Below are 12,786 nucleotides of genomic sequence, written 5' to 3'. Positions count from 1 at the left end.
AACTCCGATGCCAGAAACCATCAAGGTACACAGCCCCCACCAGGCCCACTGCAAGGATTGCAGCCTGGCCGCACTGTGCCTGCCGCTGTCGCTGAACCTGGAGGACATGGACTCCCTGGACCGCATCGTCAAGCGCGGGCGCCCACTGAAGAAGGGTGAGTTCCTGTTCCGCCAGGGCGATGCCTTCGACTCGGTGTTCGCCGTGCGCGCCGGCGCGCTGAAGACCTTCACCCTGAGCGATTCGGGCGAGGAGCAGATCACCGGCTTCCACCTGCCCAGCGAGTTGGTCGGCCTGTCCGGCGTCGACACCGAGGTCTACCCGGTATCGGCCCAGGCCCTGGAAACCACCTCGGTGTGCGAGATTCCCTTCGAGCGCCTGGACGAGCTGTCCGTGCAGCTGCCGCAGCTGCGCCGCCAGCTGATGCGGGTGATGAGCCGCGAGATCCGCGACGACCAGCAGATGATGCTGCTGCTCTCCAAGAAGACCGCCGACGAGCGCATCGCCACTTTCCTGGTCAACCTCTCCGCTCGCTTCCGCGCCCGCGGCTTCTCGGCCAACCAGTTCCGCCTGGCCATGTCGCGCAACGAAGTGGGCAACTACCTGGGCCTGGCCGTGGAGACCGTGTCGCGGGTGTTCACCCGCTTCCAGCAGAACGGCCTGATCAACGCCGAAGGCAAGGAAGTGCAGATCCTCGACCCCATCGAGCTGTGCGCTCTGGCCGGCGGCAATATGCCCGACTGAGGACACGCGATGATCTTCGACGAATTCGCCATCAAATCGCTGATCCGCCCGGTGCCGGACTTCCCCAAGCCCGGCGTGGTGTTCCGCGACATCACCCCGCTGTTCCAGTCGCCACGCGCCCTGCGCATGGTGGTGGACAGCTTTATCCAGCGTTACGTCGAGACCGAGTTCAGCCATATCGCGGCCATGGACGCGCGCGGCTTCCTGTTCGGCTCGATCATGGCCTACGAGCTGAACAAGCCGCTGATCCTGTTCCGCAAGCAGGGCAAGCTGCCGGCCGAAGTACTCGCCGAGAGCTACCAGACCGAGTACGGCGAAGCCCTGCTGGAAGTCCACGCCGACAGCCTGTGCGAAGGCGACCGGGTGCTGATCTTCGATGACCTGATCGCCACCGGCGGCACCCTGCTGGCCGCCGCGCGCCTGGTCAAACGCCTCGGCGCCCAGGTGCACGAGGCCGCGGCGATCATCGACCTGCCCGAGCTGGGCGGCTCGCGCAAGCTGCAGGATATCGGCATCCCCACCTTCACCCTGACCGCCTTCGAGCTCGGCGAACGCTGACAGGCGCCACCCGCCCTGCGCAACGCAGGGCGGGTGCAACCCGCGACATCCGCGTCAGTGCACATCGATCTCCTGCCGGAGGTCGGGCGCCTTGGGCGCTAAGTACTGCGCCTGTAGCTGAAGCTACAACCCGACGGGTCCGTGAAAGTCAGTGTGCCGTCGATGAGGCTGTAGGCGTAGGTCACCACTTCGTCGTTGGCGGTGGACAGCGCCACCTGCCCCGGCGCCGCTACCCGCCAGCGCCCCTGGTCCCACCAGGTGAAGCCGCCGGCCGGTTCGGTGCTGCCGAAATACAGGCCGCCGTCCTCGAAGCGCAGGTGCGCGGCGTAGCCGGCCGCACAGGGCGCCTGTTCGGACATGCGCCAGGTGCCCGGCAATCTGGGATCGAGCTCTGCCATCAGACTCTCCTTTTGCGAGATGCGGGACCGAAGCCCCGCATCCGTTATGCCCTACTTGGCAGTCGCCAGGCGGGCAGGCTTGGGCTTGGCCCGGCTGATTTTCGGCAGGCTGCCACCGGCATCACTGAGCAGGCGGTCGAGCTTGTTCTGCTCGGCGTTGCTCATCACCGTGCTGTCATCCAGCAGCGCGGTGGCCGCCTTGACGTCCGGTTTGCGCTTCATGAAGCGCGCGGCCAGGCGTTTGGTCTCGATCGCCGCGAAGTGCGGCTTGAGCACCGGCGACGCCAGCGCGGCCTGGATGGCCTCGATGCCGTCGCTCAGGTGATCGCCACCGAACACCAGCACCAGGTGCGCGTCCGGCGTGGCCAGCACCTTGTGCGCGGCCTGGGCGTGACGCTCGTCCACCGCGGCGGTGACCATCACCGTGGCGCGACCGGAAGCATGCGCGACCATGCCGTCGATGTCCCAGTGCACGTCCACCCGCACCTCGTGGATGCCCGACACGCCGAACAGCGCGCCCTCGGCGCCGCGCATCAGGGTCATCGACTCCTCGATGCGCTCACCCGGCTGCAGCACGCGGAATGGCGAGTCCTCGATGCAGTGGATGATGGTGCGGAAGGTGCGCTGGTTGCCGGATGGATCGGTCACGCTGCCGCTGACATGCTCGCTCTTCAGGCTCAGGTCGGCCGGCACCTGAAGTGGCTGCTCGCTGCGGTTGACCAGCGCCACGCTGACGCGCACCGGCGCGCCCAGGGGCACTTCGCCGAGCAGCGCGTTGACCTCCACCTGCAGTCCCAGCACTTCCGCTTCCAGGTCGGTCGGGGTGATCGGCGGGGTCGCCGTGGAGGCGCTGCCGAAGGCCACCGAGCCGGGGCGGATGAACGGGTCCGGGTAGTGGCGCAGCTGCTTGAGGTTGTCCGGATGGAACGACCACTGGATATTGCCCGGGAACGGATTGCCCGGCGTGGCGCTGGCGGCGATCACGTCGCTGGTGCACATGAAGCCGAAGTCCGCCGAGTTGTGGTACAGGCCCAGGGCGTGCCCCAGTTCATGCACCGCGGTGCGGAAGTACGGCGCCGCGGCGGTGCCGAAACGCTGGCCGCTGACCGTGCCCCAGCCGGGGTCGATGGTCCAGTGCGAGGAGATGCCGACGCCTTCGCGCGGCACGTTGTTGGAGTCGGTGCCGCCGTTGTCGTACATGATCCCGCGCGGCGTGGAGTCGATGTTCTTCACCGCGAGGATGTGATAGCGCCACTCGGTGTCCAGGTTCACCACCGAGCGCCGCGCCAGCATGGCCGCGTGCATTTCACCGTTGGACCAGGAGGCGCCGCTGGGCTCCAGCACGTTGGTGTCGCTGAGGCTCACGCTGGTCTGGAAGCCCACCGCGTCCATCACGGTCGCCCAGGTGTGGCCCACGCCACTGTTGGTCGGCCGTTCGGAGCCGTTGACCGTGTCGATCTCGATGGTGCAGCGGCGGAAGTAGGTGGACAGCCAGCCCATGGTCAGACGACCGACCACCGCACCGGCGGCGTTCTTCACATCGCCCTCGGCGTAGTCGGACGGCGACGGATAGCCGGCCGGCGCGGTGATCCGCACCATCTGCGCGGTCAGTGTGCTCTCCAGCGCCCAGGTGTTCGGCGCGGTGAAGCGGTACAGCTGGAAGCCCAGGCTGAAGCTGTTGCCCAGGTAGAAATACTCCGGCAGCGAGGTCACGCGCACGTAGTAGCGGTAGTTGTTGCGCGCCAGGATCGGGATGCCCGAGGCCGGATTGGGCCCGGCCAACAGGATCGGCTTGAGCGACAGGTTGGTCGCCGCCGTCTTGGTCTGCAGGGTGGGGAACGGCACCGGGATGGGGATCGGCAGGAAGATCACCGGGCGCTGATAGAGGTCGCCGCTGGCCGTGCGGCCATCGCTGTGCGACTCGACCCGCAGAGTCCCGTCGTACGACACCAGCGAGGCGCCGCTGGGCTTGTAGTTGAGCAGCCAACAACCGGCGCGCACGCTACGGAACTGCGGAATGATAATCTCACCCGGCCCGGGCAGCGCGGTGATGTTGGGGTTGATGGCGATATTGCCGCGGGTTGCGGCACTGGCGACCGGAGCATCTTCCTGGCCGGGCGGCAGCAGATCGGGCAGAGGCGGGAATTGCGGATTTTCAGGCAGGCGGGACATTGCTGAACACTCCTATTCAACAAGGGGCGCACCCTGCCCGTAGAACTACCTAAATCACTGCGCGAGCTACTGCACTGGTATGGCACGTCACCCTTGGAGAGATCCATGTGGGGTTGACTCGTGCGCACAGCGCAGCGCACGACGCAGGGATTATGGAACTGTTATTCCGAATGCACAGTGCCGCCCATCCGCCTGGGTGGGCCACAAGACGAGCGGGCAAAAGTAGCCCAAGGCCAGCGAATCCCTGACTTACGCGCGCTTTCATTACCGCTTTCAGCGGTGGCAGAGCGCAGCGGGAACCGGCTCGCTCTACCTGATCGAAAAGTCAGAATCTGGCTCTCCAAGCGCGTACGCCAAAGCCAAGAAGAGATGTAAGCCATTTGCCATCAACACCCGGGTAAAGTGCCTACAAGCAGGAATAGCTGTTTCTCATCAGATACTTAGCTGCGGTGACGGCTACACAGACAGCACAGCTACCAGCGCGCCTGTTTCGTGCCAATTTGAGCGTACACGGGGGCTGGACTATGGTCCCAAAAACAGTGGAGTTTCAGCCTGAAGGGATGGGCCAGCCGTGAACCATTTCAAGAGCGCATCGGTAATTCTGCTTAGTCTTTTCGGCACTTCGGCCTGGGCGGCCGGCGAGCTGCAGGGGCAAATGAACGTGCAGCTCATCGTCGGTACGGGGTGCACGGTCACCAATGGCACCGAGAGCGGCGGCGTCAACACCTTCGGCTCCCTCACCTTCGGCGACTACACCAACCTGGACAACACCATCGACGGCCGCTCGGTGGGCAGCGGCGGCGGTGGCTCCTTCGGCCTGCAGTGCAGCCTCAACACCAACTACAGCATCGCCATCGACACCGGCGCCAACCCCAGCGGCAGCCAGCGGCGCATGCAGAGCGGCGGCGCCTTCGTTGCCTACGACCTGTATCAGGACGGCGCGCGCCAGGTGCCCTGGGGCGATGGCGGCGCCAGCGGCACGGTACTCACCGGCGTCGGCACCGGTAGCGACGAAGAAGTCATCGTCTATGGCCGGGTGCCCGCCCAGGCCACACCCGCCCCCGGCACCTACCTAGACACCGTGCAGGTCACGGTCACCTGGTGAGTCAGCAATCCACCCGATCGAGGAATTCTTTTCAGCTCAGGGAAGAAACATGCGCCGTACATTCCGCCCGTGGTGGCTACCACTGCTGATGCTCGGCTCGGCCGAACAGCATGCGGTCGACAAGACGGCCAGTATCGGACTGATCGTCGAGGTTCTTCCCGCCTGCTATGCCGGCAGCATCAACGGCGGCAGCATCGACTTCGGCACCCTGGATTTCGGCACCCACTTCTCCCTGTCCAACTCGGTCAGCAAGGTCGGCCAGCCCAACGCCGGCGCGCTGCGGGTCAACTGTCAGCAAAACGTACCCTACCGGGTACTGATCAACGGCGGCCAGAGCGGCGTGGTGGCCAGCCGCAAGCTGCTCGGCCCCGGCGCCGCGCAGCTGGATTACAACCTCTACACCGCAGCGGACTACGCCACCGTCTGGGATAACAGCACCGGCGTCACCGGCATAGGCAACGGACAGGATCAGTGGCTGCCGGTATACGGCAGGGTGCCGGCGCAGTCGGTGCCCCAGGCGGGCAACTACGGCGACACCCTGACCGTCACGGTGAGTTGGTGATGTCGTGCCGATGCCCTTGGCTTGCGCCCCGCAGCATCTGGCCAGGGCTGTTCCTGCTGCCCTTCACGCTGCCGTCACTCGCCGACAGCGGCATCAACGACAAGACCCTGAGCCAGAGCTTCGAGCTGCGTGCGGTGATAGTCCCCGGCTGCCTGCTGGGCGCCGGCAGCAGCGACGCCACCTCGTTCGGCAGCATCTCCTTCGGCCAGGTCAGCACCCTGAGCAGCAACCTGGACGTGGTCAGCACGCCGGGCAGCGGCTCCATCGTCCTGCAGTGCTCGCCCGGCACGCCCTTCACCCTGTCACTGAATGCCGGCAACAACGCCAGCGGCGTCGGCAGCGGGCGCTTCCTGGCCAAGGGCAGCGAAAAGCTGCGCTACCAGCTGTACCAGGACGCCGGCTACAGCGTCGTCTGGGGCAACGGCAGCAATGGCGGCGCCAACATCAGCACCACCTTCCCCTCCAGCGGCAACAGCCTCACCTACCCGGTCTACGCGCGGCTGTTCAGCGTCAGCCCCATGCCGTCGGCCGGCTTCTACGTCGACACGGTCACCGTGACCCTGAGCTATTGAGCGACCATGACCAACCTCGTTTCATTCACTCCGCTCCGCCCGCACTGGCTCCTGCTGGCGCTGCTGGTGGCACAGACCGGCCAGGCGGCCAGCTCGATTCTCATCTGGCCGATCAACCCGCTGATCGAGGCCGAACAGAAGGCCGCGGCGCTGTGGCTGGAGAATCGCGGACTGGCGCCGGTGGAATTGCAGATCCGCGTGCTGGCCTGGCACCAGACGGGCTTCGAGGACCAGCTCAGCCAGCAGAAGCAGGTGGTCGGCAGCCCGCCCATGGCCACCCTACAGCCGGGCAAGCGCCAACTGGTGCGCCTGGTCAGCTTGCAGCCGGCGGCGCCGGGCACCCTGCAGAGCTACCGGGTGCTGGTGGACGAGGTACTGCCGCCGAACGAGCGACCGCCAGAGCTCGGCGTGCAGTTCCAGATGCGCTATTCGGTGCCGCTGTTCGTGACCGGTGCCGGGGCTTTCCTGGATGACGGCTCCAGTGACGCACCACGGACTGGCCAGCCCCTGGCGCCGCAGTTGCACTACCGCATCGTCGAGAGCGGCGGCCAGCGCTTCCTCTACATCCGCAACCAGGGCTCAGCCCATGCCCGCCTCTCACAGGCCAACCTCGGCCAGTTCAGCCTGGCCAACGGCCTGCTCGGCTACGTGCTGCCCGGCGCGGAAATGCGCTGGCAGCTGCCCAGCGCCGCGCCTCGGCAGGGCCGCCTGGAAGCCCGGATCAACGAATGGAAAAAGCCCCAGCAAATCCAGCCCGAGTGACTGGCTGCGGCGCCTGTGCCTGCTGGCCCTGCTGCTCTGCACGTCAGCTCTGGCCGAGTCGCCGGAGCAGCTGGAGAGCGCCAACCAACTCTACCTGGAGCTGGTGGTGAACCAGTTGCCGAGCGGCAAGGTGCTGGCGGTGCGCGAGCTGCAAGGCCGGCTATACGTCGAACGCGGCGAGCTGATCGCCGCCGGCGTGCGCCTGGATGCTGGCGGCGAGCCCTGGGTGGCGCTGGACTCCATCGACCAGCTACAAAGCAAGTACCAGCAGGACAGCCAGCGCCTGCTGCTCACCCTACCCAGCGAGTGGTTGCCGCTGCAGAGCTTCGGCGCCACCAGCCTGAACCAGCCGCTACCGGCGCAGAGCTCCCTCGGACTGCTGTTCAACTACGACCTCTACTACAGCGACAGCGGCAGCCACTATGCCAACACCTGGCTGGAGCAGCGCCTGTTCGACGGCTTCGGCGTGATCTCCAACACTGGCGTCTATCGCCACAGCTTCAGCGGACCGGGCTACCAGGACGGCTACACCCGCTACGACACCAGTTGGCGCTTCAATCGCCAGGATGACATGGTCAGCTACAGCGGCGGCGACCTGGTGACCGACGCTCTGACCTGGAACAGCGCGGTACGCCTGGGCGGGTTGCAGATCGCCCGCAACTTCGCCCTGCGCCCGGACCTGATCACCTACCCGCTGCCGCGCTTCGACGGCGATGCCGCAGTGCCCAGCACCCTCGACCTGTTCATCGACAACTCGCGGGTCAGCAGTGAAACCCTGCGTCCCGGCCCGTTCACCCTGAACACCGTGCCCTACATCAGCGGCGCCGGCACCGCGACCCTGGTCACCACCGACGCCCTCGGCCGCCAGGTGGCCACGGCGGTGCCCTTCTACGTCACCGACACCCTGCTCAAGCAGGGCCTGTTCGACTACTCGCTGTCCGCCGGCAAGCTGCGCCGCGACTACGGCCTGGAGAACTTCTCCTACGGCAGCTTCGCCAGCAGCGGCACCCTGCGCTACGGGGTCAACGACCACTTCACCCTGGAAGGCCATGCCGAAGTCGGCGACGACCTGCGCCTGGGAGGCCTCGGCGGCACATTCGGCCTGGGCATGCTGGGCACCCTGACCAGCTCGGTCAGCCACAGCCAGGGCATCGGCAGCGGCCAGCAGTACAGCCTCGGCTACAGCTACTACGCGCGCCACTTCGGCGTAACCGCCCAGCGCATCCAGCGCAGCGAGGGCTACGCCGACCTCAGCCTGGTCGACGCCCTGGAGGATGGCCTCACCGGCGGCCAGTTGAGCAAGACCAGCGACCAGCTGACCTTCACCTTCAGCCCGGAGCGCTTCGGCTCCTTCGGTGTCGGCTATTTCGCCAACGAGGAGCACGACGGCACCCGCACTCGTCTGATCAACCTGTCCTGGTCGAAGAGCCTGTGGAGCAACAGCAGCGTCTACCTGTCGTTCAACCGGCAGATCGGCGAGTCCGACTACTCGGCCCAGGCGCAGCTGGTGATCCCCTTCGACCTGCTCGCCACCCTCTCCACCGGCATCGAGCGCAACAGCGACGGCGACCAGCGCGCGCGGGTCAACTACAGCCGCAGCCCGCCCAGCGAGGGCGGCCTGGGCTGGAACCTGGGCTACGCCGGCGGTGGTGGCGAGTACCGCCAGGCCGACATGACCTGGCGCACCAGCAAGGCCCAGCTGCAGGGAGGCATCTATCAGGATGGCGACCTCACCACCCACTGGGGCGGGCTGAGTGGCTCGCTGGTGGCCATGCAAGGCCAGGTGTTCGCCAGCAACCGCATCGACGACGCCTTCGTGGTGGTCAGCACCAACGGCTATGCCAAGGTGCCGGTGCGCTTCGAGCACCAGTTGCTGGGCCAGACCGACGAGCATGGCTACCTGCTGGTGCCCTGGGTGCCGTCCTACTACCCCGGCCAGTACGAGATCGACCTGCTGCAGTTGCCGAGCAACGTGCAGAGCGGCGACACCCTGCGCCAGATCGCCGTGCACGAGGGCAGCGGCGCCCTGCTGCAGTTCGACCTGCAGCAGCGCCTGGCCGCCAGCGTGGGCCTGGTGGACGCCAGCGGCACGGCGCTGCCGCGGGGCGCGCGGGTGACCCACCAGCCCTCTGGCCAGCAGACCTACGTCGGCTGGGATGGCCAGGTGTATCTGGAGGGCCTGGCCGAGCAGAACAGCCTCGAAGTGCGCCTGCCCAGCGGCGCGACCTGCTCCAGCCAGTTCGCACTGGACCCCAAGGCCGCGGAGATCGCCCTGATCGGCCCACTGCCCTGTTTGCCAGGCGGTACCACGCCATGAACCGGCGCAACCTGCTAGTCCTGCTGCTGGTGCTTGGCTTGCTCGGCGCGGCTCCCGCACGCGCCGCCTGCAGTACCTATACCGCCGCCGTCAACCTGGGTACTGCCAGCTCGCTGGCCCTGCGCAACGTAGCCCAGCAGGCCGCAGCGGGGGCCGGTCTGTCCTGCGGCGGGGTACTCACGGCGTTCAGTGGTGCCTACGTGCGGGTGACTCTGAATTCGGCGGCACCGCTGCTGCTGAAGGACGGCAACGGCAACCAGATCCCCTTCCAGATCTATCAGGACGCCGGGTTCACCCAGGCGCTGCCCTCCGGCACGGCGCAGCAGCTGGGGGTGATCAACCTGCTGACCATCGGCGGAACCTCCTCCGCCATCGCCCTGTACTTCCGCACCAACCTCGGCCCCAACGTGCCGGCCGGCACCTACACCGCCAGCGTCACCCTGCGCTGGGACTGGGCGATCTGCGTGCTCGGCGCGCTCAATATCTGCGCCTGGGAGCGCAGCCCTGGCCTGACCCAGCCCTGTGTGGTGATCTGCGGCACTCCGAACAACTGGGGCAGCGGCTCGCTGGCCACGATCAACATCACCCTGGTGGTGACCAAGGCCTGCCAGATCGACAGCCTGCCGGCGGTGAATTTCGGCACCCATGCGCTGATCAGCCAGTTCGGCCCGCAGGTGCAGTCGCTGGCAGTCACCTGTACCAATAGCGAAGGCTTCACCCTGGGCTTCGACGATGGGCAGCACTACCAGGCGTCCTGGCGACGCCTGGCCAATGGCGGGCAATACATGCGCTACCACCTGTACCGCCCGAACAGCAGCGTGATCTGGAACACCACGACGCCGCTCAGCGCGGCGGGCACCGGCGACTCACAGAGTTTTTCCTACCAGGCGATCATCGACCCGAGCCAGCCCAACGTGCCGGCGGGTACCTACATCGACAATGTGCTGCTGATCATCAGCTACTGAGGTGGCTTACCAGTAAACGACGACGCGCGGGCTGGCGCTGTCGCTGGCGTCCAGGCGGGTAACCGCGTCGCGCTCGGCGGGCTGGGTGGCCAGCGGCTTTCCACTCTCGTCCTGCAGCTGATAGGCAGCTGCCTCGCAGCCACGGCTGCTGACCCGGTAGGCGCCGGAGGTGGATTCGCCCGCTACTTCACAGCTCTTGACGATGGTCAGGCTGACATTCAGCTGCCCACCGGCCTGCCCGGCGTGGGCCAGCGGTGCGCACGCGAGGAGCAAAGCGGAGAATGACGCCAACGTGGCGAGGATTCGTTTGAAATACATACCGACAGCTCTACGGTAAGACGGCCTATTGAATGCGGGGAATAGTCCATCCGTAGAACCAGCTGCCGCTTAGCCAACGGGCTAAAAGCGATAGTGAATAAAGGCTATGCGAGCGGAACGGTGATATCAATATGAAATCAACCCTTTCCGACGAAGAACATAGCGAATGGCTTACAAGCCACCGAGCGCACAGCTGACCGCTAGCAACCGTGCGGACATCAACCTGGCTGGTGCGCGGCGGCCTTTACCATCTCGCCGATAGCAGCCACCACCAGCTCCGGCTCACTGAACTGGGGAAAATGGCCGCTGCGCAGCGCCATCACCTGCCGACCCAGCGGCGACAGCTTGGCCAGCGCCTTCTGATGCTCGGCTCGCAACGTCAGGGCCTGCTCTGCGGTGGCCCAGGCCATCGCCGGCTTGCCGCCGCTGATAACGGTCAGCGGTACCGGCGGGAAACCAGGCGCCACCTGCAACTCGGCCACGGAGCGCTCCAGCTGCTGGGTTTCCGCCAGTGGATTGGGCGGTGACAGCTTGGCGAGCAGCGCCGCCAGCAAGCGCTGTAGCCGGGTGTCGTGCTGGTGCAGCAGAAGCACGTCATCCGGCGTCGATGCCTCGACAAGCACCACCCCGGCCGTTTCCTGCGGGTGCAGCCGAGCGAACAGGTTGACGATCAGCCCACCCAGGGAATGCCCCACCAGCACATAGGGCGGCTGCAGCCCGGCCGCCCGCAGGGTCTGCCGTAACGAATCGACCATCTGCGCGGCCGACTGGGCCACCTGCGGCTTGGCGCTGCCGCCGATGCCGGGACGGTTGTAGGCGAACACCCTGGCCACTGCCGAGAGCGCCTCGAACACCTTGTGCCAACCCTCGATCGGCCCGCCGGAGCCGTTGACCAACACCACCGTCGCCGGCCCGCTGCCGGCCAGCACGTACTCGATGCTTTCCGCGCCGATCAGCGCCTTGTGTCTGGGAGGAAATCGATACATGAAGCGAACCTTGAATGATTAGGCGCCAGCGACCGCGTCGTACCTGCCCTTCCCGCCCCTGCGCTGCACATGGCAGCAAGGGCTCGAACATATGCGAGGGACGCGCGTAAGCCACAAAGTGCAATCCATGTGCAAACAGGCAGGCAGCGCCGGTCGGAGTTCAAGCTACCAAAAGGCCTCATCCTTGCGCGCTCGAACAGCCCGCAAACAGTACTCGGCCAACTGGCGCACCAATGCCTCCGGCACGGGCTCGCTGTAGGGAATCTGCAGGTAGTTCTTGGTGGTCCTGTGCCCCTGCAGCTCCTTCCGAAACGCCTCCAGCGCCGCCTGGGTGGGCGCGAAGTTGCAATGCGCCTTGTGCGCGGAGAAAGAGAACAGAAAACGCGGCTCCACGAAGAACGGAGCGCCCCACTTGATCGCCTCCTGCGCCTCCGGCGCGACGCTCTTGAGAATTTCGTACAGCGTGCGCAGATGCGGCCGGCTCTCGACAGGCGCTGCCTCGATGTATTCGGCGATAGTGGTTGGACGCTTGCCTGTCATCTCAATTTGACCTCATCGCGAATATGCGTTTGGGCGGGTTTGGCGCTGGGCTGGCCGAATGGGAAGGCACCTCTCCAGCACCGGTTGACCAGGTCGAACAAGGCTCACGCATCGACTTTCAAGCTGGCCAGCTCTTCAGGCCTCAAGACTCTGGGAACGACCCGCGGCACGCCCGAAACATCGAACAAGGGCGACTTCCGGTCCCCCCCACCGATACGGTTTGTGACCACGATCCAGATAAACCGAGCGATAACACCAAGGAGCCCACGCTGCTTGGGCTGCGGATCGCCCAGCGCAGTGTCCGTATTCAGCACCGCAATCTCGGCACCAAAATCCCTATCCATGTGCTGACGGTCCAGACAGGTGTGAACCAAGCCGATAAACGACACCTTGGGATCAGCCATGGTGTTGCCGATAGGCGTCGAACAACATGACGTGTACCAGCGCAGCATGCCCTTATCGCTGAGCCGCACTGCCGACAAAAGCTCCTCGCCCTGCAAGAAGCGCAAGTGCTGTTGCGCTATCTGGACTATCTCGGTTCCACCCTGCTTATCCAGCACGCCAGAGGGATTGCCAAGAAAACGCGCAAAGGCACGGCAATCGGCGCAATGGCAGATTAAGCGACTGTGGGTGTTATTGCTTTCGAGCTGGCCTTTAACGGCGCCACACCTGCATTGAATCGGATGCATTTTGGATATCCCTTCCTAAATAACGGCCGTTCATCTCTGCCGTATAACGTTTGGTTAAGGGGCCGGCTTTAGCCGGTCCCGAGTGAGCGAAGCGAACGAC

Annotated in this window: 14 protein-coding genes; 8 read left to right on the top strand and 6 right to left on the bottom strand. The window is 65.6% G+C overall.

The window, feature by feature from the left end:
* The first annotated feature begins 7 nt into the window (after positions 1-7).
* Together fnr and N7607_RS17320 are read left to right on the top strand one after the other, a co-directional pair.
* Positions 8-742 carry a fumarate/nitrate reduction transcriptional regulator Fnr gene (fnr, locus tag N7607_RS17325; RefSeq protein WP_279866498.1) on the top strand — a complete coding sequence of 245 codons (735 nt, stop codon included), beginning with the start codon at positions 8-10 and terminating at the stop codon, positions 740-742.
* 9 nt (positions 743-751) lie between these two features.
* Positions 752-1,300, top strand: coding sequence for an adenine phosphoribosyltransferase (locus tag N7607_RS17320; protein ID WP_192398385.1), 549 nt, complete (start codon positions 752-754; stop codon positions 1,298-1,300).
* 98 nt (positions 1,301-1,398) lie between these two features.
* On the opposite strand, the gene N7607_RS17315 is transcribed toward N7607_RS17320, so the two are convergent.
* The gene (locus N7607_RS17315) at positions 1,399-1,698 is read right to left on the bottom strand and encodes a hypothetical protein (protein WP_279866497.1); all 300 of its coding nucleotides are present in this window, start codon (positions 1,696-1,698) and stop codon (positions 1,399-1,401) included.
* 51 nt (positions 1,699-1,749) lie between these two features.
* Complete coding sequence (locus N7607_RS17310) at positions 1,750-3,870, bottom strand: hypothetical protein (RefSeq protein ID WP_279866496.1); 2,121 nt, start codon at positions 3,868-3,870, stop codon at positions 1,750-1,752.
* Between the two features lie 655 nt (positions 3,871-4,525).
* Here N7607_RS17310 and N7607_RS17305 point away from each other — a divergent pair.
* The 6 genes from N7607_RS17305 (at position 4,526) to N7607_RS17280 (ending at position 10,153) form a co-directional block, all read left to right on the top strand.
* Complete coding sequence (locus tag N7607_RS17305; RefSeq protein WP_279866495.1) at positions 4,526-4,975, top strand: spore coat U domain-containing protein; 450 nt, start codon at positions 4,526-4,528, stop codon at positions 4,973-4,975.
* 49 nt (positions 4,976-5,024) lie between these two features.
* Positions 5,025-5,537: a spore coat U domain-containing protein gene (locus N7607_RS17300; RefSeq protein ID WP_279866494.1), complete on the top strand. Its 513-nt coding sequence runs from the start codon at positions 5,025-5,027 to the stop codon at positions 5,535-5,537.
* On the top strand, positions 5,537-6,109 hold the full coding sequence (locus tag N7607_RS17295) for a spore coat U domain-containing protein (protein ID WP_279866493.1): 573 nt from the start codon (positions 5,537-5,539) through the stop codon (positions 6,107-6,109). The genes N7607_RS17300 and N7607_RS17295 overlap by 1 nt, the downstream gene beginning before the upstream one ends.
* A 6-nt stretch (positions 6,110-6,115) precedes the next feature.
* A complete protein-coding gene (locus tag N7607_RS17290) occupies positions 6,116-6,871 on the top strand; it encodes a molecular chaperone (RefSeq protein WP_279866492.1) in 756 nt (251 codons plus the stop codon).
* A gap of 106 nt (positions 6,872-6,977) precedes the next feature.
* Entirely contained in the window at positions 6,978-9,188 is a 2,211-nt protein-coding gene (locus tag N7607_RS17285) for a fimbria/pilus outer membrane usher protein (RefSeq protein ID WP_279866491.1), read from the top strand.
* Complete coding sequence (locus tag N7607_RS17280; RefSeq protein ID WP_279866490.1) at positions 9,185-10,153, top strand: spore coat protein U domain-containing protein; 969 nt, start codon at positions 9,185-9,187, stop codon at positions 10,151-10,153. Before N7607_RS17285 ends, N7607_RS17280 begins: the two co-directional genes overlap by 4 nt.
* 6 nt (positions 10,154-10,159) lie before the next feature.
* Here the strand turns inward: N7607_RS17280 and N7607_RS17275 are convergent, their stop codons facing one another.
* The 4 genes from N7607_RS17275 to N7607_RS17260 all read right to left on the bottom strand — a co-directional run bounded on the left by N7607_RS17275 (position 10,160) and on the right by N7607_RS17260 (position 12,686).
* Positions 10,160-10,471, bottom strand: a complete 312-nt coding sequence (locus N7607_RS17275) for a hypothetical protein (protein WP_279866488.1) — start codon at positions 10,469-10,471, stop codon at positions 10,160-10,162.
* 218 nt (positions 10,472-10,689) lie between these two features.
* Positions 10,690-11,457: an alpha/beta hydrolase gene (locus N7607_RS17270; RefSeq protein ID WP_279866487.1), complete on the bottom strand. Its 768-nt coding sequence runs from the start codon at positions 11,455-11,457 to the stop codon at positions 10,690-10,692.
* A gap of 165 nt (positions 11,458-11,622) precedes the next feature.
* The gene (locus N7607_RS17265; RefSeq protein WP_279866486.1) at positions 11,623-11,997 is read right to left on the bottom strand and encodes a DUF1801 domain-containing protein; all 375 of its coding nucleotides are present in this window, start codon (positions 11,995-11,997) and stop codon (positions 11,623-11,625) included.
* A gap of 104 nt (positions 11,998-12,101) precedes the next feature.
* On the bottom strand, positions 12,102-12,686 hold the full coding sequence (locus N7607_RS17260; protein ID WP_279866485.1) for a DUF6151 family protein: 585 nt from the start codon (positions 12,684-12,686) through the stop codon (positions 12,102-12,104).
* Positions 12,687-12,786: the final 100 nt, after the last annotated feature.

Origin of the sequence: Pseudomonas sp. GD04019 (genome assembly GCF_029837695.1) — a bacterium.
In the GTDB taxonomy this organism is placed as follows: Bacteria; Pseudomonadota; Gammaproteobacteria; order Pseudomonadales; family Pseudomonadaceae; genus Aquipseudomonas.
Note: the sequence above shows the minus strand (reverse complement) of the source record. Positions and strands in the feature narration are given on the sequence as shown.

Bases quoted from the DNA above. Each gene is read 5' to 3' on its own strand.
- fnr (WP_279866498.1), top strand. From the start codon at position 8: ATGCCAGAAACCATCAAGGTACACAGCCCCCACCAGGCCCACTGCAAG.
- N7607_RS17320 (WP_192398385.1), top strand. From the start codon at position 752: ATGATCTTCGACGAATTCGCCATCAAATCGCTGATCCGCCCGGTGCCG.
- N7607_RS17315 (WP_279866497.1), bottom strand. From the start codon at position 1,698: ATGGCAGAGCTCGATCCCAGATTGCCGGGCACCTGGCGCATGTCCGAA.
- N7607_RS17310 (WP_279866496.1), bottom strand. From the start codon at position 3,870: ATGTCCCGCCTGCCTGAAAATCCGCAATTCCCGCCTCTGCCCGATCTG.
- N7607_RS17305 (WP_279866495.1), top strand. From the start codon at position 4,526: ATGAACGTGCAGCTCATCGTCGGTACGGGGTGCACGGTCACCAATGGC.
- N7607_RS17300 (WP_279866494.1), top strand. From the start codon at position 5,025: ATGCGCCGTACATTCCGCCCGTGGTGGCTACCACTGCTGATGCTCGGC.
- N7607_RS17295 (WP_279866493.1), top strand. From the start codon at position 5,537: ATGTCGTGCCGATGCCCTTGGCTTGCGCCCCGCAGCATCTGGCCAGGG.
- N7607_RS17290 (WP_279866492.1), top strand. From the start codon at position 6,116: ATGACCAACCTCGTTTCATTCACTCCGCTCCGCCCGCACTGGCTCCTG.
- N7607_RS17280 (WP_279866490.1), top strand. From the start codon at position 9,185: ATGAACCGGCGCAACCTGCTAGTCCTGCTGCTGGTGCTTGGCTTGCTC.
- N7607_RS17275 (WP_279866488.1), bottom strand. From the start codon at position 10,471: ATGTATTTCAAACGAATCCTCGCCACGTTGGCGTCATTCTCCGCTTTG.
- N7607_RS17270 (WP_279866487.1), bottom strand. From the start codon at position 11,457: ATGTATCGATTTCCTCCCAGACACAAGGCGCTGATCGGCGCGGAAAGC.
- N7607_RS17265 (WP_279866486.1), bottom strand. From the start codon at position 11,997: ATGACAGGCAAGCGTCCAACCACTATCGCCGAATACATCGAGGCAGCG.
- N7607_RS17260 (WP_279866485.1), bottom strand. From the start codon at position 12,686: ATGCATCCGATTCAATGCAGGTGTGGCGCCGTTAAAGGCCAGCTCGAA.